This window comes from Ornithinimicrobium sediminis (assembly GCF_021272345.1).
Taxonomy (GTDB): domain Bacteria; phylum Actinomycetota; class Actinomycetes; order Actinomycetales; family Dermatophilaceae; genus Ornithinicoccus; species Ornithinicoccus sediminis_B.
Genome location: NZ_JAJSDQ010000002.1, coordinates 555,509 through 575,850, shown reverse-complemented (window position 1 = coordinate 575,850; position 20,342 = coordinate 555,509). Strand labels below are relative to the sequence as shown.

Sequence of the window (20,342 nt, the reverse complement as noted above, 5' to 3'; positions counted from 1 at the left end):
GCACCCCATTGTCACAGAGATACCGGGAGCCCTGGGCCCCCGGCGAGGGCGGTCCCCACAGGGGCCCCGGCCACGCGCTCAGGCGCTCTCGTCGTGCCCCTTCGGCCGGCCGACGTGTGCCATCGTGCGGTGCCGCCAGTCGTCCCCGCGGTGCCTGAGCTCTCCTCCGCGGCGCCGCATGTCGGCGATGAGCTGCTCCCCCTCGGGGGTCCAGAACTCGCGGGACTCGCGCCGGGCCTCGGCGGCGACATAGCCCAGCACGACCGCTCCTGCGACCACGCAGAGCACCATCACCAGCACGACGACAACCATGTCTCCCACTGTCCTCCGGATCAGGCTGCGCACCAACTCACTGCGCGGCGTGTCCCGCAGGAACACACCGCGCAGTGAGCGGACTCACACCGCCGGGGTCAGCGACCGGCCAGGCTGTTGAGCAGGCCGTTGTCGAGGGGCTTGCGCAGCGAGCGCTTGAGCTCGGCGAAGGAGGGCCAGGTGGCCAGGGTGGTGACGGCCTCCCACAGCTTCACAGCATCCTCGTCGGTGGGGGTGTCGGAGATGACGGGGCCGAAGAAGGCCGCACCGTCCGAGCCCTCGAACGCCAGGATCGGCGTGCCGACGTCGCCGCCGGTGCGCTCCATGGCCTCGCGGGTCGAGGCTGCGAGCTCAGCGTCGTACTGCGCGTCTCCCGCGGCCTCGGCGAGCCCCACCGGCAGACCTACCGCCTCCAGGATGTCCGGCAGCTGGGCCAGCACGGAGGCCTGGTGGGGCCGGATCTCGTCCCACAGCCGGTCCCCCTCCAGGGGCCCGTCGACGTCCGGCGCCGTCTCCCACAGCCGCCGACCCATCTCCTCGTACAGGGGCCCGACGACGTCGGCACCGTGCGCACGCTGCGCGGCGGCAGCCACCCGCAGCATCTTGTGCCCGGCGGCATGTCCGTCGACCTGGTCGACCTCGTCCATCTCGTCGTTCAGGACGGCGAGGGAGATGAAGCGCCACACCGGCTCGATGTCGACCTGTCGGGCGACCTGGCGGAACCACTTGGAGGTCTGCCAGCAGAAGGGGCAGGCGGGGTCGAAGAAGAACTCGACGCGTCGGCGGGTCGTGGTGGTGTCAGTCATGGTCCCCACAACCTCGTGCGTCCACGGAATGTTCCGTCACCGCAGGCCCGGGCGCCTCCGTCTGCTCCCGGCCGCGACGGCGAGCCTCAGGCGGGGCGCGCTTCGGGCTGCACGTCGCGCAGGCGTTGCGACACGACCGTCGTGACGCCGTCCCCCTGCATCGAGACGCCGTAGAGAGCGTCGGCGATCTCCATGGTGCGCTTCTGGTGGGTGATGACGATGAGCTGGCTGGAGTCGCGGAGCTCCTCGAACAGCACGATCAGACGCCCCAGGTTCGTGTCGTCCAACGCCGCCTCGACCTCGTCCATGATGTAGAACGGGCTGGGGCGTGCCTTGAAGATGGCCACGAGGAGCGCGACCGCCGTGAGCGAGCGCTCGCCGCCGGAGAGCAGCGACAGCCGCTTGATCTTCTTGCCCGGCGGCCGGGCCTCGACCTCGATGCCCGTCGTCAGCATGTCGTCCGGGTCCGTGAGCACCAGTCGCCCCTCGCCACCCGGGAAGAGCCGGGCGAACACGCGCTCGAACTGCTCGGCCGTGTCGTGGTAGGCCTCGGCGAACACACGCTCGACGCGCTCGTCGACCTGCCGCACGATCTCCAGCAGGTCGGTCTTGGAGCGCCGCAGGTCCTCCACCTGCTCCGTGAGGAACTTGTGGCGCTCCTCCAGAGCGGCGAACTCCTCCAGCGCGAGGGGGTTGACCTTGCCCAGGGAGGCCAGACGACGCTCGGCTGCCCGTAGGCGCTTCTCCTGGGCCTCCCGCACGAACGGCTGCGGCTCGGGCAGGTCGTCGGGGTCCTCGGCGCCGGGTGCTCCGGGCACCGGAGGCACCAGCTGGTGCGGACCGTAGTCCTCGACCATCACGTCGGGGTCGACACCGAGCTCCTCGACGGCCCGGGCGCGCACCTGGTCGATGCGCAGACGCTGCTCGGCGCGGGCGATCTCGTCCTGGTGCACCGAGTCGGTCAGCTCGCGCAGCTGCTCCCCGAGGTCCTGCAGGCCCGACCGGGCCTGGGCGAGGCCCCGCTCGTGCTCGTGCTGCTCCGTCGCCGCCTGGTCGCGTTGGGCGGCGGCGACGCTCGCCAGGTCGCTCGTGCGTGCGACGAGGTATGCCGTGGCCTGAGCCACCGCTGTGGCCACCGCCGCCTCCTGCTCGCGCCGTCGCCGTCGCGCAGCGGCCCGCTCCCTGGCAGCGAGCTCGTTGCGCGCAGCGGCCTCCAAGGACTCGGCACGGCCCGCGACGGCGCGGACCCGCTCCTCGGCCGTCCGCAGCGAGAGCCGTGCCTCGGTCTCCCGGCTGCGGGCCAGGGCCGCTGCCTCGGCCAGCCGGTCACGCTCCCTGGTCTCGGGTTCGTCGCCGGCGCCGTCCACGGGTGCCGCCTCAGCCGCAGCCAGCCGTTCCTCCAGGCCGGCCAGCTCGGTGCGGGTGGCACCCAGCGTCCGCTCGGCCTCGGCGATGGCCAGCTCCGTGCGCTCCCGTTCCGCCTTCGCCGCACGCATCGTGGAGCCGAGCTGGCCCAGCTGCTCGGCGACGGCGGCCATCCGCGCATCGGAGTCGTGCAGCTTCTCGAGGGCAGACTCCGTGGCGGCGGAAGCCTCCTCCAGGATGGCCGTGCACCGCTGCACCTCGAACCCTGCCTGCTCGACACGGGAGGTGGCGGACTGCAGCTGCTCGACGGTCTCGTCCAGGGCCGACTGGACCTCGATGAGGCTGGGGCCCGAGCTGCTGCCGCCCCGCACCCACCCGGGCCCGTAGACGTCACCGGTCGCGGTCACGGCCACGACACCCGGGAGGGACTCGTCGAGCACCAGCTCCTGGGCGTGCTCGGGGGTGTCGACCAGCGCGGCACGGTCCAGCAGGCCGAGCAGAGCCCGCCCGAGGTCGCCCTCGGCGGTCACGACGTCGACGGCCCACACGGCATACCCCGGCAGGCTCCCCCACCCGGTGGGGTCGGAGGGTGCGGCCGTGCCCGGCACGATGAGCCCGGCCTGGCCCTCGTCGTGCTCCCGCAGCCAGGCCACGGCAGCTCCGGCCTCAGCCAGGCCGTGCACCACCAACGCCTCTCCGGACCACCCCAGCGCCGCCGCCACCCCCGCTTCCTGGCCGGCGCGCACGGTGAGCAAGGTCGACACGGTGCCCACGAGCCCGGGGCTCTGCGAGGCCAGGAGTGCAGCCGCCCCGTCCTTGCGCCTGAGGCTGAGCTCCAGTGCCTCCCGGCGTGCCTGCAGGCTGCCCTGTTCGGCCTGGGCCGTGCGCAGGGACTCCCGCCACTGCTCCAGTCGGCTCACGGCCTCGTCCCGGGCCTGCTCGGCGGACTCGTACTCCTGGTCCAGCCCCTCCTCGCCCTGCTCCACGTCGAGAATGGTCGCCTCGAGGGCGGCGAACTGCTGCTCTGCGGCCCGGGCACGCTCGAGGACCGCCTCCGCGCTCTGCCGCAGCCGCCCGACCTCGGCCTCACCCGCCTCGATCCGGCTCCGTCGCGCTGCGACCTGGCCTGCGAGACGGGCCAGGCCCTCGCGCCGGTCGGCCGCAGCGCGAGCCAGCCGCGTCAACCGTGCCTGCTCGTCGGCGTGGGCCGTCTCGGCGGCTGCCCGGTCGCGCTCCGCGAGGGCCAGCACCTCGGCCAGCTCCTCGATCTGCTCACGCACCCGGCGCTCCTGCCCCCGCATCTCCTCCGCCTGGGCCCGCAGCTGCTCGGGGTCGCGGCCCCCGTGACCGGCCGGCTCGTCCTGCGCCTCGGCAGCCATCAGGCGCACCCGCTCGGTGGCCAGGTCGCCGGTCGAGCGCAGACGCTCCACGAGAGAGGAGAAGGCGTACCACCGCTCCTGGGCGCGAGTCAGCCGAGGAGCGGCGGCGGCCACCCGCTCCTCCAGCTCGGTGACCGTGGCCCGAGAGGCCTGCATGGCCTGCTCGACGGCCGTGCGCCGCTCGACGAGGGCCGCCTCGTCGGCCATCTCCTGCTCGAGGGTGGCGGTGAGCTGCACCAGGTCGTCGGCCAGGATCCGCAGACGGGCGTCGCGCACCTCCGCCTGGATGGTGCCGGCCCGCCGGGCGGTCTCGGCCTGCCGGCCCAGGGGGCCGAGCTGCCGACGGATCTCGGTCGTCAGGTCGCCCAGACGGGTGAGGTTGCCCTCCATCGTCTCGAGCTTGCGCAGCGCACGCTCCTTGCGCTTGCGGTGCTTGAGGACGCCTGCGGCCTCCTCGATGAAGCCCCGCCGCTCCTCCGGCGTCGCCCGCAGCACCTGGTCGAGCTGGCCCTGGCCGACGATCACGTGCATCTCACGGCCGATGCCCGAGTCGGACAGCAGCTCCTGGACGTCCAGCAGCCGGCAGGACGTGCCGTTGATCGCATACTCGGACCCGCCGCTGCGGAACATCGTCCGGGTGATCGTGACCTCGGAGTAGTCGATGGGCAGGGCGCCGTCGGTGTTGTCGATGGTCATCGACACCTCGGCCCGGCCCAGGGGCTGGCGGCCGGAGGTGCCGGCGAAGATGACGTCCTCCATCTTGCCGCCTCGCAGGCTCTTGGCCCCCTGCTCGCCCATGACCCAGGCGAGGGCGTCGACGACGTTGGACTTGCCGGAGCCGTTGGGCCCGACGATGCAGGTGATGCCGGGCTCGAGCCGCAGGGACGTCGACGACGCGAAGGACTTGAACCCCTTGAGGGTCAGGCTCTTGACGTACACGCGACTGTGTCTCCCTGGGCTGGCCGGTGCGGCTGCGCGCCACTGTACCGCCGGGCGGCGCCCTGACCGGGGACCTCGGCACCGGGGGCCGCGGCTGCCCTCCTGGTGCTCACCGCTCGACGAACCCCGTGGTGTCCTCCCGTCCCGGATGCCACTGCACCGTGACGCCGGCCACGTGCCCGGGTCTGCTGCGCATGGAGGGCTGCTCGTCCAGCAGCGCGACGAGCTGCTCGACCGCGGCACGAGGGCCCTGGGCGCTGACCTCCACCCGGCCGTCGGGCAGGTTCCGGGCGTGGCCGACCAGGCCCAGCTCGAGGGCCCGGGCACGCGTCCACCAGCGGAACCCCACGCCCTGCACCCTTCCGCGGACGAAGATCAGCGCGCGCTCGTGCTCGGCCATGCCCTGCAGACTAGCGACGGCCCGCCGGCAGGGCCCGGGGACGGGGCTGGCAGCGGGGACACGAGTGGGAGGAGCGGTTCATGAACTGCTCGCGCCGAATGGGCGACCCGCATCGACGGCAGGGCCTCCCGGTCCGGCCGTAGGCGTCCAGGGACCGGTCGAAGTAGCCGCCGGCGCCGTTGACGTTGACATAGAGCGCGTCGAAGCTCGTGCCGCCCTGGGCCAGGGCCGAGGACATCACGTCGGCGGCATGGTCCAGGATGCGCCCGAGCGTCGGCTTGGTGAGCGCAGCGCAGGGCCGGAGCCCGTGCACACCGGCGCGCCACAGGGCCTCGTCGGCGTAGATGTTGCCGATGCCGCTCACCAGCCGCTGGTCGAGCAGGGCCCGCTTGACCGCGGTGTCGCGTGCCTTGAGCAGGCGCACGACCAGCGCACGGTCGAAGGAGGGCTCGAGGGGGTCGGCGGCGATGTGGGACACGGGCAGGGGCACCCCTCTCGGGTGCGACGACACGGCATACCGGTCGGGCACGAGCGCGGTGAGAGCGAGGCCACCGAACGTGCGCTGGTCCACGAACCGCAGCTGGATGCCGCCGTCGAGGTCGAAGCGGGCGTGCAGGTGCCGCTGCGCCGCGGCCGTCGGCGACGTGACCAGCATCTGGCCGCTCATCCCCAGGTGGACCACGAGCGCCTGAGGGTCGTCCTCGGGGGTCTGCACGACCAGCCACAGGTACTTCCCGCGGCGGTCTGCCTGGAGGACCCGGGCACCGTCGAGGCGGGCAGCGAGGTCGGCGGGGCCGGCGGCGTGCCTGCGAGCCACCCGGGCGCCGGTCAGCGTGGCGCTGACGATGGTGCGGTCGACCACGTGCTCGGCCAGACCGCGCCGCACGACCTCGACCTCGGGGAGCTCCGGCATCGTGTCAGTCGGAGGCGACGGTGTCCGCAGCCGGTGGCCGGCCGGCCGAGGCCCTGGCCGAGAGCACGGTCCACGCGACCTCTGCCGCGTTCTGCTCCGCCGCCTTCTTGGAGCGGCCGGTGCCCGAGCCCAGGACCTCACCCGCGACGACCGCGCTGGCAGTGAAGACCTTGTCGTGGTCCGGCCCCTCGGCCTCGATGCGGTACTCCGGGCTGCCGAGCTCCGCACCGGACACGATCTCCTGCAGGCTCGTCTTCCAGTCCAGGCCGGCTCCGAGGGAGGCGCTGTGCCGCATCAGCGGGTCCAGGAGGTGGTGCACCAGGCCGGCTGCGGCGTCCATGCCCAGCTCGAGGTAGACACAGCCGATCGTGGCCTCGGTCGTGTCCGCCAGGATGCTGTCCTTGTCCCGCCCCCCGGTCGACTCCTCACCTCGACCGAGCAGCACGTAGTCCCCCAGACCGATCGTGCGGGCCACGTCGGCCAACGCCCGGGTGTTCACCACGGCCGCCCGCAGCTTGGCGAGCTGGCCCTCCGGGAGCTCGGGGTGGTCACGGTAGAGGGTGTCGGTGACGATCACGCCGAGGACGGCGTCCCCCAGGAACTCCAGCCGTTCGTTGTGCGGAAGGTTGCCGTTCTCGTAGGCGTAGGACCGGTGCGTCAGGGCACGACGAAGCAGCGCCCCGTCGATCGGACCGCCAGCGACCTGCTGGAGCTGCTCCAGCAGGTCGGCGAGCGGCAGAGCGGCGGACGCTGCCTGCCCCGGTGAGGGGGCGGTCCCGGAGCTCACGACGGGGAGCCGGAGACCGGTCAGCCCTGGTGCTCGGTGCGCTCGGCGGCGTCGTAGTGCCGTCCGCCGTAGGTGCCGCAGGAGGGGCAGGCCCGGTGCGGCTGCGCCGGAGCCTGGCACTGCGGGCAGGTCGTCAGCACGACCGGGGCAGCCTTCCAGTTGGAACGGCGGTGCCGGGTGTTGGCGCGCGACATCTTGCGCTTCGGGACGGCCACGTCAGGTCCTCTTCTCGTCGTCGGTGGGCGCTGCGGCCAGGTCGGCCAGAGCGGACCACCGGGGGTCGATCACGTCGTGGTGGTGGTCCGGGTCGTCCGCCAGGCGGGCTCCGCACTCGGAGCACAACCCGGGGCAGTCGTCCCGACACACCGGCTGGAACGGCAGGGCGGTCACCACTGCGTCCCGCAGCACCTCCTCGAGGTCCATGAGGTCATGGTCGAGGGTGTGCTGCTCATCCTGCTCCTCGTCAGCCGCCACCTGCTGGTGGTGGGCTGCCCGGTCGGGATAGGCGAACAGCTCCTGGAAGCCGACGTCCACCCTGACGTCGAGGTCCTCCAGGCACCGCACGCACACCCCGCTCGCGGAGGAACGGACCGACCCGGTGGCCAGGACGCCCTCGACGACCGACTCCATCCGCAGCTCCACCTCGACCGGCCGGCCGGGGGGAATGGCGATGACGTCGGTCCCGATGACCTCCGGGGCCTCGACGACACGGGTGAGCGCGCGCATGGTGCCCGGACGCCGGACCAGCTCCCTGGTGTCGAAGACCCAGGGGCCCTCGATGTCCTGGTGTGCCATGCGAAACGTTGCCCTTGTCGTCGTGTGGATCGGCCTGTCCACCACGGGGTGCAGGCCGACGTGCAAGATTACCGGAGCGCGGCGCTCCCACCAAGTCGGCACCCGCTGTCCGGGCGCGCGGTGACCGGCGGGACCGGGCTCAGCCCTGACGCCAGGCCTCGAGCACGGCGGCGGGCACCATGCCGGACACGTCGCCACCGAAGGCGGCGACCTCGCTGACCAGCGAGCTGGAGACGTGCTCCCACTGCGGCGCACCCGGGAGGAAGACCGTCTCCACTCCGCTCAGGTGGCGGTTCATGAGTGCCATCGGCACCTCGTAGTGGAAATCGGTGCCTCCACGCAGGCCCTTGACCACGGCGACCGCTCCCACGTCCCGGCAGACGTCGACGAGCAGCCGGTTCGCGAAGGCCTCGACCCGCACCGGCGCATCGGCGGACAGCGACCGGCGCAGGAACTCCAGGCGCTGCTCGACGGGAAACCGCCCGCGCTTCGCGGGGTTGTGCAGCACTGCGACCACGACCTCGTCGAAGAGCACACCAGCACGCTCGATGACGTCCAGATGGCCGTTGGTCACCGGGTCGAAGGAGCCGGGGCACACGGCACGTCGGGTCGTCCTGGCTGCGCTCACCCCTCCATCTTGCCCTGTCGCCGGTCACGCTCGACGATCCGGCGCACCGACTCCAGGCTGCCGCAGCCGGCGTCGAGGTGCCGGCTCCTGGCGGCGACGAACCTCATGCCGAGGTCGGCACGCACCGTGTCGGAGACCTCGGTGCGGGCCGGGTTGAGGATGGTCTGCTCCTCCTCCCCCAGGTGGTGCATGAGCGCCTCGGACATCGCCTCCACCGCGTCGTCGAACTTCTGTGTGTCGGTGCCCACACACTCCAGGAGTGCCAGCAGCGCCTCGTTGCCCTCGGCGTGCTCGTGCTCACCGTGCTCGGCCTCCTCCTCGGAGATGGCGTCCTTGCGCTCCAGGTTGGGGTAGACCTCCTCCTCCTCCGCCTCGCCGTGCGCGACGAGCACGGCGGAGAAGGCAGCCCTGGCCGCCGCGCGGTCCGCGGTGATGTCCCGCATGTCGCGCAGCAGAGCCTCGAAGAGACGGTGGTCGTCGAGGATCAGGTCGACGACGTCGCCTGAGGTGGGTCGGGGGATGGTGTAGTCGGACATGCCGGCGATCCTGCCACCGGTGCCGGTCACCCGCTCGGCGACGTGCAGGCAGGTCTCGCCGTAGCGGCGCGTGCGCAGCAGCTGCAGGTCGGAGGGCCACTGCGGCGCGGGGCTGCGGGACGAGCGTTCCACCACGACGACCCCCTCCTGCGTGAGCCAGCCCCGCACCAGGAGCGAGGACAGCACCCCGGCGAGGCGCTCCTCGTCCAGCGGGTAGGGCGGGTCGGCCAGCACGAGGTCGTATGCGGCACCGCTCGGGCCCCGCTCCAGCACCCGCTCGACCCTGTCGTTGACGACCTCGACCTGAGACAGGCCGAGGTCGCGCGCGTTGCCACGGGCCAGCGCGGCGGTGGGCGCGTCCGACTCGACGCAGAGCACGTGCGCCGCCCTGCGGGACGCAGCCTCCAGCCCCAGGGCCCCGGAGCCCGCATACAGGTCCAGCACCCGCGTGTCCTCAAGCCCGAGCAGGGCCTCGACCCGCGAGAAGAGGGCCTCACGCACGCGGTCGGTGGTCGGGCGGGTGGCCGAGCCCTTGGGGGTCCGCAGACGCCGGCCGCCGGCGGTCCCCGCGATGATCCGAGTCACCGCGTCATCATGACAGCCGGGTCAGCCGCGGCGTCGCCGTGCCCGACGCGAGCGGGTGAGGCGGCCGTAGCCCGCGCCACGGTCCTTCCCTGTGCGGGCCCAGGAGGAGACCATGACGGCCGACCCGCGGTCGAGGAGCACCTGCGCGCTCCAGCGGTAGGTCGTCGGCCAGGTCCGGAACACCGGGACCACGCGGGTCACCAGGCGCACCAGCAGTGGCTGTCCGGGCGGCGGCACCCATCCCCGGGTCACCTCGAGCGCGAGGGCGACCTCGTCGGCCTGCCGCCGGGCGCTCCAGGTGCCGCCGACCACCGGTGCGTCGTCGACGTCGACCAGCCACGAGCCCGTCCGCTGCTCCCCGTCGCCGAGCGAGGACAGCGCGGGCAAGGGTGGATGGAGCGCCAGGATCGCGCCGGCACCGTCGTGACGTGCGACGCAGCCGAGGACCCCCGTGCCCGCGGCGTCCAGGACCACGTCTCCCGGGTCGTCGACGTCGACAGGGGTGAGCGGACCCGACCGGGCCCGGCAGAGGGTGGCGACGGTGAGCGGAGCAGCGGCCTTCACCAGGTGACGGCGGTGCAGCAGCCCACCGGGCAGGACACCCGTCGACACCTGCTCGCCGTCGATGCGGACCTGGGGAGCGATGTCACCGTGCCGCAGCAGGTCGAAGCCGTGCAGCTGGACGAGCATCAGGGACACCGGGTCCTCGATGCCGCTCGAGACCGGCGCGAGCAGGTCGGTCGTGCGGCGTGGGCCGGCGGACCGGTCGTCCACCGACACCTCGACCACCCGGCCCTCCATGTCGGTGAACCGCACGTCCGCGACCACGCCCTCCGGCGTCACCTCGAGCAGCGCCACGTCGAAGTCTGCCTCGCCCCAGCGTCCGAGGCCTGCCCCGATCGCGTATCCGTCGGGGTCGACGCGCAGGCCTCGCTGCAGGTAGTAGTCGACCCGACCGTCGGCGCGCCGGGACAGGAAGGCCAGCACACCGCGCCCGTGGGCGGGGTCGTCGAACCACTGCAGCTCGAACCCGTCGTAGACGGGGTGGTCGGCGAGCTCGCCGTTGAGCAGCGCCCCGATGGTGTCGACCGCCAGGTCGAACGGGCACCACAGCACGCCCCCGGCCGGTGGCCCCTCGGTGCTCATCGGCCGGAGCGCCCGGGCCGCCGGGCGCGTGCTGCTGTCGGGCCCTGTCGCATCGCCCACCTGCTCCTCCGTGCGGCTGGGTCCACACCGACGGTCGATGCGGCATCACGGCCCACGCCCGACAGCCTTCCCCCGGCCGGGGACGGGCGGTAGGGCCGTTGGTCCCTCCGTAGGGCCCTAGCCACGTTCGAGGAAGGCGGCACGCTCCGCGTCGAGCCGGGCGATCTCCTCGCGCAGGGCGGGATGCCCGACCAGGTCGGGGTCGTCCTCGACGACAGCCCAGGCGTCCTCGTGCGCCCCGACGATGAGCTCCTCGTCGCGGGCCAGCCGGAGGAACCGCAGTCCGCTGCGGCCACCGCTCTGTGCGGCTCCCAGCACGTCACCCTCGCGGCGCTGCTCCAGGTCGACGCGCGCCAGCACGAAGCCGTCGGTCGTCGCCGCGACGGCGTCCAGCCGCTCCTGCGAGGGCCCGTCCAGCTCCTGGGTCATGAGCAGGCACAGACCCGGCTGGTCGCCCCGGCCCACCCGGCCCCGCAGCTGGTGCAGCTGGGAGATGCCGAACCGGTCGGCGTCCAGCACGACCATCACCGTGGCATCTCTCACGTCGACCCCCACCTCGATCACCGTCGTGGCGACCAGGACGTCGAGGTCCCCGGCGGCGAAGGCGCCCATCACCGCCTCCTTGTCGGCCGGCGCCATCCGCCCGTGCAGCAGACCGATGCGCAGACCTGAGGTCGCCGGCAGCGCCTGCAGCGCCCGATGCACCTGCAGCACGCCGTGCAGCGGTTTTCCCTCCTGCCCCTCCGCCGGCGCCACCGGACCCCCCGGCCCGGTCTCGGCGTCCAGGTCGGGGTCCTGCTCCTCCCCGATGCGTGGGCACACGACATACGCCCGGTGTCCCTTGGCCGCCTCCTCGGCGACGCGACGCCAGGTGCGGTCCACCCAGGAGGCCAGCTCTCCGGGCACGACGTGCGTGGTGATCGGCTGCCGGCCGGCCGGCAGCTCGCGCAGGGTCGAGATCTCCATGTCGCCGTAGACCGTCATCGCCACGGTGCGCGGGATCGGGGTCGCGGTCATCACCAGCACGTGGGGGGCGTCACCCGCCTTGGCGCGCAGCGCGTCGCGCTGCTCGACCCCGAACCGGTGCTGCTCGTCGACCACCACGAGCCCGAGCTCGGCGAACTGCACGTGCTCCTGGATGAGCGCGTGCGTGCCGACCACGATCCCGGCCTCCCCGCTCGCGGCCATCAGCAGGTTGGCGCGGCGCTCCGCCACCGGCTGGCTGCCCGTCAGCAGGGCCACCCTCGTCGCGCGCTCGACACCGCCGAGCAGACCGGCCTCGGCGAGCGGACCGAGCATCGCCGTGATCGAGCGGTGGTGCTGCTGCGCCAGCACCTCGGTCGGTGCGAGCAGCGCCGCCTGCCCTCCCCCGTCGATGACGGTGAGCATCGCCAGCAACGCGACCACCGTCTTGCCGGAGCCGACCTCACCTTGCAGCAGACGGTGCATCGGGGAGTCACCGGCGAGGTCGGCGGTGACCGAGGCGAGCACCTCCTGCTGCCCGGCGGTCAGGTCGAAGGGCAGGCGGCGCCGGAAGGCCTCGACGAGCCCGGCCTGCGCGGCCCTGCGCGGCACCGCCCGCACGGCGTCGTCGGCCATCCGCCGCTGCGCCAGTGCCGCCTGGATGACGAACGCCTCCTGGAACTTCAGCCGCCACCGTGCCTTGCGCTGTTCCGCCTCGGTCTCGGGCTGGTGCACCATCCAATATGCCGTGAGCAGGTCGGGCAGCCCGCGACGGGCACGCACGGTGGCCGGGACGGGGTCGGGCACGTCCTCGAGCGCGTGCAGGGCCAGCTGCACCGAGGAGATCATCTGCACCGCGTTGACCCCCTTGGTCGCGGTGTAGACGGGGACGAGCCCGCTCTCCAGCGCCTGGGCCAGGCCCGGGTCCCCCAGGCGCCGCGGTCCGACGACCTGGTAGTCCGGGTGGGTCAGCTGACGACGACGCTGGAAGGAGCTCACGGTGCCCGAGCAGACGACCCTCCTGCCGGGCACGAGGGCCTGCTCGTGCCCGTAGGGCTTGAAGAAGGTGAGGTCCAGCTCCCCTCCCTGCTCGTCGACCACGGTGGCGATGAGCATCGACCCGCGCCGGTTGCGCATCCGCCGGGTGACCGCCTGCTTCACGGTGGCCATCAGCACGACGTCCTCGCCGTCGGCCAGGGTGGCGAAGTCGGACGGGCGGGCCGGGTCGAGATAGCTGCGCGGCAGGAAGTCGAGCAGCTCGCCGACCGTGGTGATGCCCCGCGCCTTCTCGAGCTTGGGGGCCGTCCTGGCGACCACGTCGCGCAGGCGCGTGGTGAGGGTGACCGCCATCACTCCATCCCGATGAGCCAGCGGAAGGTCCGCTGGCCGCCGTCGACCCGGTGCACCTCCACGTCGCGGTGCCGGCGGCTCCACGCGGCGACAGCACCGTCCAGCTCGTGCTCCTCGGCGTCGCGGCCGGCGATGACGGTGAGCAGCTCGGGGTCGTGCGGAGCAGCCTCCGCGAGCGCGGCGAGCACGTGCCGGACAGCCCTGGCCAGCTGGTCGTCGACCACGACGATCTCGCCGGAGACGAGCCCGAGCCACTGACCTGTCCGGCAGTCACCGACGGGCGTCGGTCCGTCGTTCGCGGCCTCCGTGAGGGAGCCGTAGGAGACCGAGGCAGCGGCGTCGGCCATGGCCAGCAGGGTCGTCTCCACCTCGCCGCCGAGGTCGCAGACGGCCATCGCGGCCAGCCCCTGCACGGCGGCGCGCGTCGGCAGCACCCGCACGTCGAGCCCCTCCTCGGCTGCGGCCCGCGCCGCAGCCTCGGCGGCGAGGATCGTGTCGTGGTCGTTGGGCAGGACCACCACGGTGTCGGCCCTGACCGCCCGGGCGGCACCGAGCAGCTGACCGGTGGAGGCGCGGGCGCGGGCCCCGGAGTGCACCACCTCGGCTCCGGCATGCGCCAGGAGAGCACCGATGCCGTCCCCGGGTGCACAGGCCACGACACCGAGCGGGGCGTGGCGGGCCGGGGCGGCCGGTGGGGCCTGACGGCCGCTGTCGAGGCCGGCCGGGCCGGCCGACACCTCCAGCGCCGTGATGGCCACCTGCTCCACCCGCCCGGAGAGCGAGCCCGCCTCCACGGCTGCGGCAGGGTCGTCGAGGTGCACGTGCACCCGCCACTCCCGTGGCCCCCCCACGACGAGGACGGAGGAGCCGATGCGCAGGAGGTGGGTCTGCAGGTGGTGGGCCCGCTCGGGGTCCGACCCCTGCACGAGGTACATCACCTCGTAGGCCCCGTCGCCGGCCTCGCAGCCCTCGGCCGGCCGGCGCGGCGGGACCTCCACCGGCCCTTGCTCCCACCAGCCGGCCAGGTCGCCCAGACCCTCGTGCGGCCGGTCCGCCAGGACACTCTCCAGCGCCTCGACGACCAGGACCAGGCCTGCTCCTCCCGCGTCGACCACGCCGGCCTGGGCCAGCCGTGGCAGCTGCTCCGGCGTGCGGGCGAGGGCTGCCCGGGCGGACTCCAGCGCGGCGAGGGCGACGTCGTGGCTCGTCGCTCCGGGGACGGCCGCTGCACGTGCTCCGGCGGCGGCACCGGATGCCACCGACAGGATGGTGCCCTCCACCGGACGGGACACCCCGGCCCACGCCACGTCGGCTGCGCGCTCGAAGGCCTCGGCCAGCACCTCGGGGGCGATCTCGTGCACCCCCGGGCCGGCGTCGGCGACCGCCTCGGACATGCCGCGCGCCAGCTGGCTGAGGATCACCCCGGAGTTGCCCCGCGCGGAGAGCAGCATCCCGCGGGCGAGCAGCGCCAGCCCCTGGTCCAGGCGCAGTGGGGCACCGGTGACCTCGTGCTGGCCCCGGATGACGTCCAGGGCGCCGTCGACGGTGAGGAACATGTTGGTCCCGGTGTCGCCGTCGGGGACCGGGAAGACGTTGAGGGAGTCGATGCGCTCCCGTGCCTCGGTCAGCAGCGCACGCGCCGTCACCGCCCAGCGTCGGGCGGCGGCCAGGTCGAGCACGGTGTGCGGCACGGTCGGCAGGGTAGCCCCCGGTCAGCCCCGGTCCGCCAGCAGGGACAGACGCACCGTGCGCTCGGCGTTGTCGACGTTGAGATCCACCAGGCAGATGCTCTGCCAGGTGCCGAGCGCCAGCTCTCCGTCGAGCACCGGCACGGTGGCATAGGGGGGCACCATGGCCGGCATGACGTGGGAGCGGCCATGACCCCGGCTCCCGTGTCGGTGGACCCAGCGGTCGTCGGCGGGCAGCAGGTCCTGCAGTGCCGCCAGCAGGTCCTCGTCGCTGCCCGCACCGGTCTCCAGGACGGCGATGCCGGCGGTGGCGTGGGGGACGAAGACGTGCAGCAGCCCGTCCCCTCCGCACTTCCGGGCGTAGGCTGCGCACTCCCGGGTGAGGTCGTGGACGGTCTCCTGTGCTCCTGTGTGCACCTGCAGCGTGTGGCTCCGCATGGGGCCATGGTGTCAGGCCGGTCCGATTTGGGCGCCCCGTGCCTCCTCGGATAGTCTGACCCGGTTCCCCGGGCGCCTTGCGGCACGCGGGGCTGCCCGAGACATTCAACGACTTTCAGGAGACACCGTGGCTGCCACTTGCGACGTCTGCGGCAAGGGACCGAGCTTCGGTCACGCCATCTCGCACTCCCACCGCCGCACCAAGCGCCGCTGGAACCCGAACATCCAGCGTGTCCGCGCCCTCGTCGGCCCCTCCGGCACGACCCCGAAGCGCGTCAACGTCTGCACGTCCTGCTTGAAGGCCGGCAAGGTCACCACCCGCTGACCTGCGCACCGCCGGGCCGACGTCACCTCGTGGCGTCGGCCTTCGTGGTCTCCGGGGTCGCGTCGCGACCCTGCGAGACCGGCCCGTGAGGCGGCGGACGGCGCCCCTCGACGTCGGGACCGGACCCGTGGCTCAGCCTCCGAAATGGTCCCACCCGCCGCGCCGGACCCTCTCACCGCGCCACCAGACGCCGGGCTCCTCCTCCCCCGGTGCGCCCACCAGCCCGACCTCCGTCCAGCCGGGTGGGGTCTGGCCGGGCAGGAAGGTGGCCAGGAGCACATGCTCCTCACCGCCGGTCAGCACGCACTCCAGCGCGCGCTCACCCCCGAGCACCTCGGCCAGGGGCACCGCGAGCTCGGCCACCGCCAGGGCGTCGAGGTCGATGCGGACCCCGCTGGCGGTGGCGACCCGGCCGGCGTCCCGCAGCAGCCCGTCCGAGACGTCGATCATCGCGCCGGCTCCGGCAACGGCCGCGACCGGCCCCTGGTTCAGGTCGGGGTCCGGCGCGCAGTGGTAGCCGACGTAGTCGCCGGCCCGCTCCGCCTGCTCCGGCGGTGGCCACCGGTCGGCGTCGCCGCGACGCAGGAGCTCCAGGCCCGCAGCCGACCGGCCCAGCGGACCCGAGACCGCCAGGGCCTGCCCCGGCACCGCTCCGCTGCGACGCACCGGCGCGGACACACCGGGCGCGAGCTCGCCCAGCGCCGTGACCGACACCATGACGACCTCACCGGAGGACAGGTCACCGCCGACGACCGGGACACCGGCGCTGTCCGCGGCCGCCGCCAGTCCCTCCGTGAGCGCCACGGCCCACGACAGCGGCAGGGTCTCCGGCGCCACCAGGGTCACCAGCAGCGCCGTGCCCACACCCCCCATGGCCGCGATGTCCGCGAGGTTCTGCACGACCACCTTCGCCCCGACGTCGGCCGCACCCGACCACCTGTCCACCCAGTCCCTGCCCTGCACGACGGTGTCGGTGGTGGCCAGCACCGCCCCCCCGGTGCGCAGGTATGCCGTGTCGTCGCCCGGGCCCACGAGCACCCGCCCGTGCCGGTCGGGCCGCAGCCGGGCGAACACCTCCGCCAGCACGCCGGCCTCGCCCACCTCGCCCAGCGTCGGCCCGCCCGCTCCCGGCTCCGACGACTCCTGATGCTGCATACGACCTCCTCCGCCGGTGTCCGTCACGGGCACGGTAGCGTCTGGGACTGTCAGCCCCAGTCACCCGAGCCGGAGGCCCACCATGGTGCACGCCTACATCCTCATCCAGACCGAGGTCGGCAAGTCCTCGGCCGTCGCGCAGGCGATCGGCGAGCTGGAGGGGGTGAGCGCCGCCGAGGACGTCACCGGACCCTACGACGTCATCGCCCGCATCGAGGCACCGACCGTCGACGACCTGGGCAGGCTGGTGATCGCCAAGATCCAGGACGTGCCGCACATCACCCGCACCACCACATGCACGGTCGTCCACTTCTCGGGCTGACCCTCACGACCGTGCTCCTGGCCGGGTGCAGCTCGGCCGTGAAGGTGGTCCCCTACGAGGGTGCCGACGCCTCGGCGGGCTGCGCTGCGGTCGCGGGTGCCTGGCCGGCCGCGGTGGCCGGCCTGGAGCGACGGGAGACCGCGGTGGAGTCGGCGACCGTCGCCGCATGGGGGGACCCGGCCGTCATTGCCCGCTGCGGGGCCCCGGTGCCCGGACCGACCACCGCCCAGTGCCTCGACATCGACGGAGTGGACTGGATCGCCGTCCAGCTGGACGACGGCATCGAGTTCACCACCTACGGCCGTGACCCCGCCGTCGAGGTGCTGGTGCCCGACTCCTACACCCCGGAGACCCTCCTGATGCCGGCCTTCGGGGAGGTCGCCCGCATCGTCGAGCAGACCGGCCCTGGCTGCACCTGAGGGCTGCGGCCAGGCTCGTCACCGACCCGCCGGTGAGACCCGTGTTCAGCGCAGCCCGAGAGGACGCGCCAGGGCGAGGTCGATCAGCTCGTGGACGAGCTCGGGGTAGGTCATCCCGCTCGCCCCCCACACCTGGGGGTACATCGACCAGGGGGTGAAGCCCGGCATGGTGTTGACCTCGTTGACCATCACCTCACCCTGCTCGGTGTAGAAGCAGTCGACGCGCGCCAGGCCCTCGCACCCCGCGGCCTCGAACGCCACGGCGGCGATGCGCTGCACCTCGGCCCGCGCCTGCGCAGGCAGGTCCGCCGGGCAGGAGAGGCGCACGTTGGCCTCGTCCAGGTACTTCGCCTCGAAGTCGTAGAACTCGTGCCCGCCCACGACGGTGACCTCCCCGACCTCGCTGACCCGGGGATGGTCGGAGCCCCGGCCCTGGAGGACCCCGCACTCCACCTCCCGCCCGAGGACGCCGGCCTCGACGACGACCTTGGGGTCGTGGCGGCGTGCCTCGTGGACCGCCGCTTCGACCCCGTCGGGCGAGAGCACCTTGGTGATGCCCACCGAGGAGCCGGCACGTGCCGGCTTGACGAAGACCGGGAAGGGCAGGGAGGCGACGGCATCGAGGGCGGCCGCCGGGTCCCTGCGCCACTGCGTGTCGGTGATCACCGTGTAGGGCCCCACGTGCAGTCCCGCCGAGGCGAAGATCACCTTCATGACGTGCTTGTCCATCATGGCCGCGGAGGCCAGCACCCCGCAGCCGACGTAGCGGATGTCGGCCATCTCCAGCAGGCCCTGGATGGTGCCGTCCTCGCCGAAGGGCCCGTGCAGCACCGGGAACACGACGTCCACCTCGCCCAGGACCCGGGGCACCTCCCCGGGACGCTGCACCCGCAGCACCTGGTCGAGCCCTCCCATCGGCACGATGACCTGGTCACCGGTGTCCGGCACCTCCGGCAGCCGCCCGTCCCGGATCTCCAGCGCCCTGGGGTCGTCGGCGACCTGCACCCAGTGGCCCTCGCGGGTGATGCCGATCGGCACCACGTCGTAGCGCTCGCGGTCGACGGCGCGCAGCACGCTGGCAGCCGTCGCGCACGAGATCGCGTGCTCCTCGGAGCGGCCGCCGAACACCACCGCCACCCGTGGTCGGGCACGGCCGGCCGAGGCGGCGTGGACGGCGTCGTGGGAGGGCTGCTCGGTGTCCATCGCCGCCGAGCCTAGCCGCCCCGCGACACCGGGGGACGAGCGCCTCGCCGCGGTGCGGTGCTCCGCCGGTCAGTGCCGCTCGTGCTTGCGGGCCCGGGACATGAGGGCCTCGGCCAGCTCACGCGGCGAGAGGTGCTGCTCGACGACGGCCGTGACCCCTTCGCAGATCGGCACGTCGACGCCCAGGGAGTGCGCCAGGTCCACGACCGAGCGGCAGGACTTGACCCCCTCGGCTGTCTGGTGCGGGACCGCCGAGACCTCCGCGACGGACCTGCCGCGGCCGAGGTTGACCCCGACAGAGTGGTTGCGCGAGAGCGGCGACATGCAGGTCGCGATCAGGTCCCCGACACCGGCGAGCCCCATGAGCGTCGCCGGGTCCGCCCCGAGCGCCGACCCCAGGCGCGCCGTCTCGGCCAGCCCCCGGGTGATGATGCTCGACTTGGTGTTGTCGCCGTAGCCGAGCCCCTCGGCCATCCCGACCGCCAGGGCGACGACGTTCTTGACCGCGCCGCCGATCTCGGTGCCGACCACGTCGGTCTGGGTGTAGGGCCGGAAGTAGGGCGCGGCGCTGGCCTCGGCGACCAGCTCGGCCGCTGCGTGGTCGAGACCCGCGACGACACTGGCCGCAGGCTGCTTGGCCGCGATCTCCTTGGAGAGGTTGGGCCCTGAGACCACCACGATGCGTGCGGGGTCGACATGGCCGGCCTCGGCGATGACCTGGCTCATCCGCAGACCGGTGCCCAGCTCGATCCCCTTCATGAGGGAGACGACGACGGCCTGGTCCGGCAGCAGGTCGGCCCAGGTGGCCAGGTTGCCGCGCAGCGTCTGCGAGGGGACGGCCACGACGACCAGGTCGGCCCCGGCCGCGGCCTCGGCCGGGTCGGTGGTCGCCGTCACGCTCTCCGGGAGCAGGAGGTCCGGCAGGTAGTCGTGGTTGACGTGCTCCTCGCGGATGGAGGTCGCGACCTCCTCCCTGCGCGCATGGATGGTGACGCCGGTGCCGGCGTCCGCGAGGATGGCCGCGTAGGCCGTGCCCCAGGACCCCGCGCCGAAGACGGCGGCATGCCTCATCCGCGGTCTCCCCGGTCACGCCGCTGCCGGGCCATGTCGAAGGGCTCCTCCGGCGGGTCCTCGCCCCGCAGGCCGGCCACCAGGTCGGTGATCGCCCGCATTACCCGCTCGGTGGCCTCGTTGAGCGCCGTGGGGTCCTCCTCGCGGCCGTAGAGGTCGGACAGCTCCACCGCCGGTCCTGCGGCCACGTGCATGGTGACCCGTGAGAGGAGGTTGGTGGGCCGGCGCGCGTAGGGTGCCAGCAGCTCCTGCGCGCCCCACTGGCCGACCGGTATGACGGGGGCACGGGTGGCCAGCGCCAGACGGCCGACACCGCTGCGTGCCTTCATCGGCCACAGGTCCGGGTCCCGGGTCAGGGTGCCCTCGGGCATGATCGCGACGCACTGGCCGGCGCGCACGGCGTCCTCGGCCGCCTTGAGCGCGTCGGCCGCACGCCGTGTGCCGCGGTGGACCGGCACCTGGCCCAGCGGGCCCAGGGCCTTGCCGAGCACCGGGATGTCGAAGAGCGTGGACTTGGCCAGGAACATGGGGGGACACCCGTGGTCGACCAGGAAGTGGGCCACCATGAAGGGGTCGATCTCGGACATGTGGTTGGCGGCCACGATGAAGCCGCCCTCCCGCGGGAGGTGCTCACCGCCGCTCCAGTCCCGCGAGGTCAGGGCCATCAGCGGGGGCCGCAGCGCGGCGACGGCCCACCGGTAGGGCTTGGGGGCTGGTGTGCGGGCAGGCTGACGCTTCACGGGGCCATCTTGTCACT

Annotated in this window: 21 protein-coding genes; 3 read left to right on the top strand and 18 right to left on the bottom strand. The window is 73.3% G+C overall.

The features are described from left to right. Positions 1–78: 78 nt before the first annotated feature. The 14 genes from LVO85_RS07155 to LVO85_RS07085 all read right to left on the bottom strand — a co-directional run bounded on the left by LVO85_RS07155 (position 79) and on the right by LVO85_RS07085 (position 15,090). Positions 79–312 (bottom strand): hypothetical protein, encoded by a 234-nt coding sequence (locus LVO85_RS07155; RefSeq protein ID WP_232746710.1) that lies wholly within the window; start codon positions 310–312, stop codon positions 79–81. A gap of 98 nt (positions 313–410) precedes the next feature. Continuing rightward, entirely contained in the window at positions 411–1,118 is a 708-nt protein-coding gene (locus LVO85_RS07150; protein ID WP_232746709.1) for a mycothiol-dependent nitroreductase Rv2466c family protein, read from the bottom strand. Positions 1,119–1,204: 86 nt separating this feature from the next. Next, positions 1,205–4,801, bottom strand: coding sequence for a chromosome segregation protein SMC (gene smc / locus LVO85_RS07145; protein ID WP_232746708.1), 3,597 nt, complete (start codon positions 4,799–4,801; stop codon positions 1,205–1,207). A 109-nt stretch (positions 4,802–4,910) separates the two neighbouring features. Further along, positions 4,911–5,201, bottom strand: a complete 291-nt coding sequence (locus LVO85_RS07140; RefSeq protein WP_232746707.1) for an acylphosphatase — start codon at positions 5,199–5,201, stop codon at positions 4,911–4,913. A 10-nt stretch (positions 5,202–5,211) separates the two neighbouring features. Next, entirely contained in the window at positions 5,212–6,114 is a 903-nt protein-coding gene (mutM, locus tag LVO85_RS07135; protein ID WP_232746706.1) for a bifunctional DNA-formamidopyrimidine glycosylase/DNA-(apurinic or apyrimidinic site) lyase, read from the bottom strand. A gap of 4 nt (positions 6,115–6,118) precedes the next feature. Then, entirely contained in the window at positions 6,119–6,901 is a 783-nt protein-coding gene (gene rnc, locus LVO85_RS07130; protein ID WP_232746705.1) for a ribonuclease III, read from the bottom strand. A 20-nt stretch (positions 6,902–6,921) separates the two neighbouring features. Continuing rightward, on the bottom strand, positions 6,922–7,116 hold the full coding sequence (gene rpmF, locus LVO85_RS07125) for a 50S ribosomal protein L32 (RefSeq protein ID WP_232746704.1): 195 nt from the start codon (positions 7,114–7,116) through the stop codon (positions 6,922–6,924). Position 7,117: 1 nt separating this feature from the next. Then, on the bottom strand, positions 7,118–7,696 hold the full coding sequence (locus LVO85_RS07120) for a YceD family protein (RefSeq protein ID WP_232746703.1): 579 nt from the start codon (positions 7,694–7,696) through the stop codon (positions 7,118–7,120). Positions 7,697–7,835: 139 nt separating this feature from the next. Beyond that, positions 7,836–8,324: a pantetheine-phosphate adenylyltransferase gene (gene coaD / locus LVO85_RS07115; RefSeq protein WP_232746702.1), complete on the bottom strand. Its 489-nt coding sequence runs from the start codon at positions 8,322–8,324 to the stop codon at positions 7,836–7,838. Beyond that, entirely contained in the window at positions 8,321–9,445 is a 1,125-nt protein-coding gene (gene rsmD / locus LVO85_RS16990) for a 16S rRNA (guanine(966)-N(2))-methyltransferase RsmD (protein ID WP_332875415.1), read from the bottom strand. The genes coaD and rsmD overlap by 4 nt, the downstream gene beginning before the upstream one ends. 21 nt (positions 9,446–9,466) lie before the next feature. Then, entirely contained in the window at positions 9,467–10,651 is a 1,185-nt protein-coding gene (locus LVO85_RS07100; RefSeq protein WP_232746701.1) for a hypothetical protein, read from the bottom strand. Positions 10,652–10,768: 117 nt separating this feature from the next. Continuing rightward, complete coding sequence (locus LVO85_RS07095; RefSeq protein WP_232746700.1) at positions 10,769–12,964, bottom strand: ATP-dependent DNA helicase RecG; 2,196 nt, start codon at positions 12,962–12,964, stop codon at positions 10,769–10,771. Beyond that, a complete protein-coding gene (locus LVO85_RS07090) occupies positions 12,964–14,655 on the bottom strand; it encodes a DAK2 domain-containing protein (protein ID WP_232746699.1) in 1,692 nt (563 codons plus the stop codon). The genes LVO85_RS07095 and LVO85_RS07090 overlap by 1 nt, the downstream gene beginning before the upstream one ends. A gap of 21 nt (positions 14,656–14,676) precedes the next feature. Further along, positions 14,677–15,090 (bottom strand): secondary thiamine-phosphate synthase enzyme YjbQ, encoded by a 414-nt coding sequence (locus LVO85_RS07085; RefSeq protein ID WP_232746698.1) that lies wholly within the window; start codon positions 15,088–15,090, stop codon positions 14,677–14,679. 127 nt (positions 15,091–15,217) lie between these two features. Here LVO85_RS07085 and rpmB point away from each other — a divergent pair, with 127 nt between their 5' ends. Beyond that, a complete protein-coding gene (gene rpmB / locus LVO85_RS07080; RefSeq protein ID WP_232746697.1) occupies positions 15,218–15,415 on the top strand; it encodes a 50S ribosomal protein L28 in 198 nt (65 codons plus the stop codon). 132 nt (positions 15,416–15,547) lie between these two features. On the opposite strand, the gene thiL is transcribed toward rpmB, so the two are convergent. Further along, on the bottom strand, positions 15,548–16,570 hold the full coding sequence (thiL, locus tag LVO85_RS07075) for a thiamine-phosphate kinase (RefSeq protein ID WP_232746696.1): 1,023 nt from the start codon (positions 16,568–16,570) through the stop codon (positions 15,548–15,550). Positions 16,571–16,652: 82 nt separating this feature from the next. On the opposite strand from thiL, the gene LVO85_RS07070 reads away from it, so the two are divergent. Together LVO85_RS07070 and LVO85_RS07065 are read left to right on the top strand one after the other, a co-directional pair. Next, positions 16,653–16,892: an Lrp/AsnC family transcriptional regulator gene (locus LVO85_RS07070; protein ID WP_232746695.1), complete on the top strand. Its 240-nt coding sequence runs from the start codon at positions 16,653–16,655 to the stop codon at positions 16,890–16,892. A 38-nt stretch (positions 16,893–16,930) separates the two neighbouring features. After that, entirely contained in the window at positions 16,931–17,311 is a 381-nt protein-coding gene (locus LVO85_RS07065; protein WP_232746694.1) for a DUF3515 family protein, read from the top strand. Positions 17,312–17,356: 45 nt separating this feature from the next. Here the strand turns inward: LVO85_RS07065 and LVO85_RS07060 are convergent, their stop codons facing one another. The 3 genes from LVO85_RS07060 to LVO85_RS07050 form a co-directional block, all read right to left on the bottom strand. After that, on the bottom strand, positions 17,357–18,514 hold the full coding sequence (locus LVO85_RS07060) for a D-alanine--D-alanine ligase family protein (RefSeq protein ID WP_232746693.1): 1,158 nt from the start codon (positions 18,512–18,514) through the stop codon (positions 17,357–17,359). A gap of 69 nt (positions 18,515–18,583) precedes the next feature. Next, a complete protein-coding gene (locus LVO85_RS07055) occupies positions 18,584–19,585 on the bottom strand; it encodes an NAD(P)H-dependent glycerol-3-phosphate dehydrogenase (protein ID WP_232746692.1) in 1,002 nt (333 codons plus the stop codon). Next, a complete protein-coding gene (locus LVO85_RS07050; protein ID WP_232746691.1) occupies positions 19,582–20,325 on the bottom strand; it encodes a lysophospholipid acyltransferase family protein in 744 nt (247 codons plus the stop codon). Before LVO85_RS07050 ends, LVO85_RS07055 begins: the two co-directional genes overlap by 4 nt. Positions 20,326–20,342 lie beyond the last annotated feature (17 nt).

Excerpts from the sequence above, each read along its gene's own strand:
- LVO85_RS07140 (WP_232746707.1), bottom strand. The coding sequence starts at position 5,201 with ATGGCCGAGCACGAGCGCGCGCTGATCTTCGTCCGCGGAAGGGTGCAG.
- thiL (WP_232746696.1), bottom strand. The coding sequence starts at position 16,570 with ATGCAGCATCAGGAGTCGTCGGAGCCGGGAGCGGGCGGGCCGACGCTG.
- LVO85_RS07095 (WP_232746700.1), bottom strand. The coding sequence starts at position 12,964 with ATGGCGGTCACCCTCACCACGCGCCTGCGCGACGTGGTCGCCAGGACG.
- LVO85_RS07070 (WP_232746695.1), top strand. The coding sequence starts at position 16,653 with ATGGTGCACGCCTACATCCTCATCCAGACCGAGGTCGGCAAGTCCTCG.
- LVO85_RS07055 (WP_232746692.1), bottom strand. The coding sequence starts at position 19,585 with ATGAGGCATGCCGCCGTCTTCGGCGCGGGGTCCTGGGGCACGGCCTAC.
- LVO85_RS07060 (WP_232746693.1), bottom strand. The coding sequence starts at position 18,514 with ATGGACACCGAGCAGCCCTCCCACGACGCCGTCCACGCCGCCTCGGCC.
- mutM (WP_232746706.1), bottom strand. The coding sequence starts at position 6,114 with ATGCCGGAGCTCCCCGAGGTCGAGGTCGTGCGGCGCGGTCTGGCCGAG.
- LVO85_RS07120 (WP_232746703.1), bottom strand. The coding sequence starts at position 7,696 with ATGGCACACCAGGACATCGAGGGCCCCTGGGTCTTCGACACCAGGGAG.
- LVO85_RS07085 (WP_232746698.1), bottom strand. The coding sequence starts at position 15,090 with ATGCGGAGCCACACGCTGCAGGTGCACACAGGAGCACAGGAGACCGTC.
- LVO85_RS07150 (WP_232746709.1), bottom strand. The coding sequence starts at position 1,118 with ATGACTGACACCACCACGACCCGCCGACGCGTCGAGTTCTTCTTCGAC.
- LVO85_RS07155 (WP_232746710.1), bottom strand. The coding sequence starts at position 312 with ATGGTTGTCGTCGTGCTGGTGATGGTGCTCTGCGTGGTCGCAGGAGCG.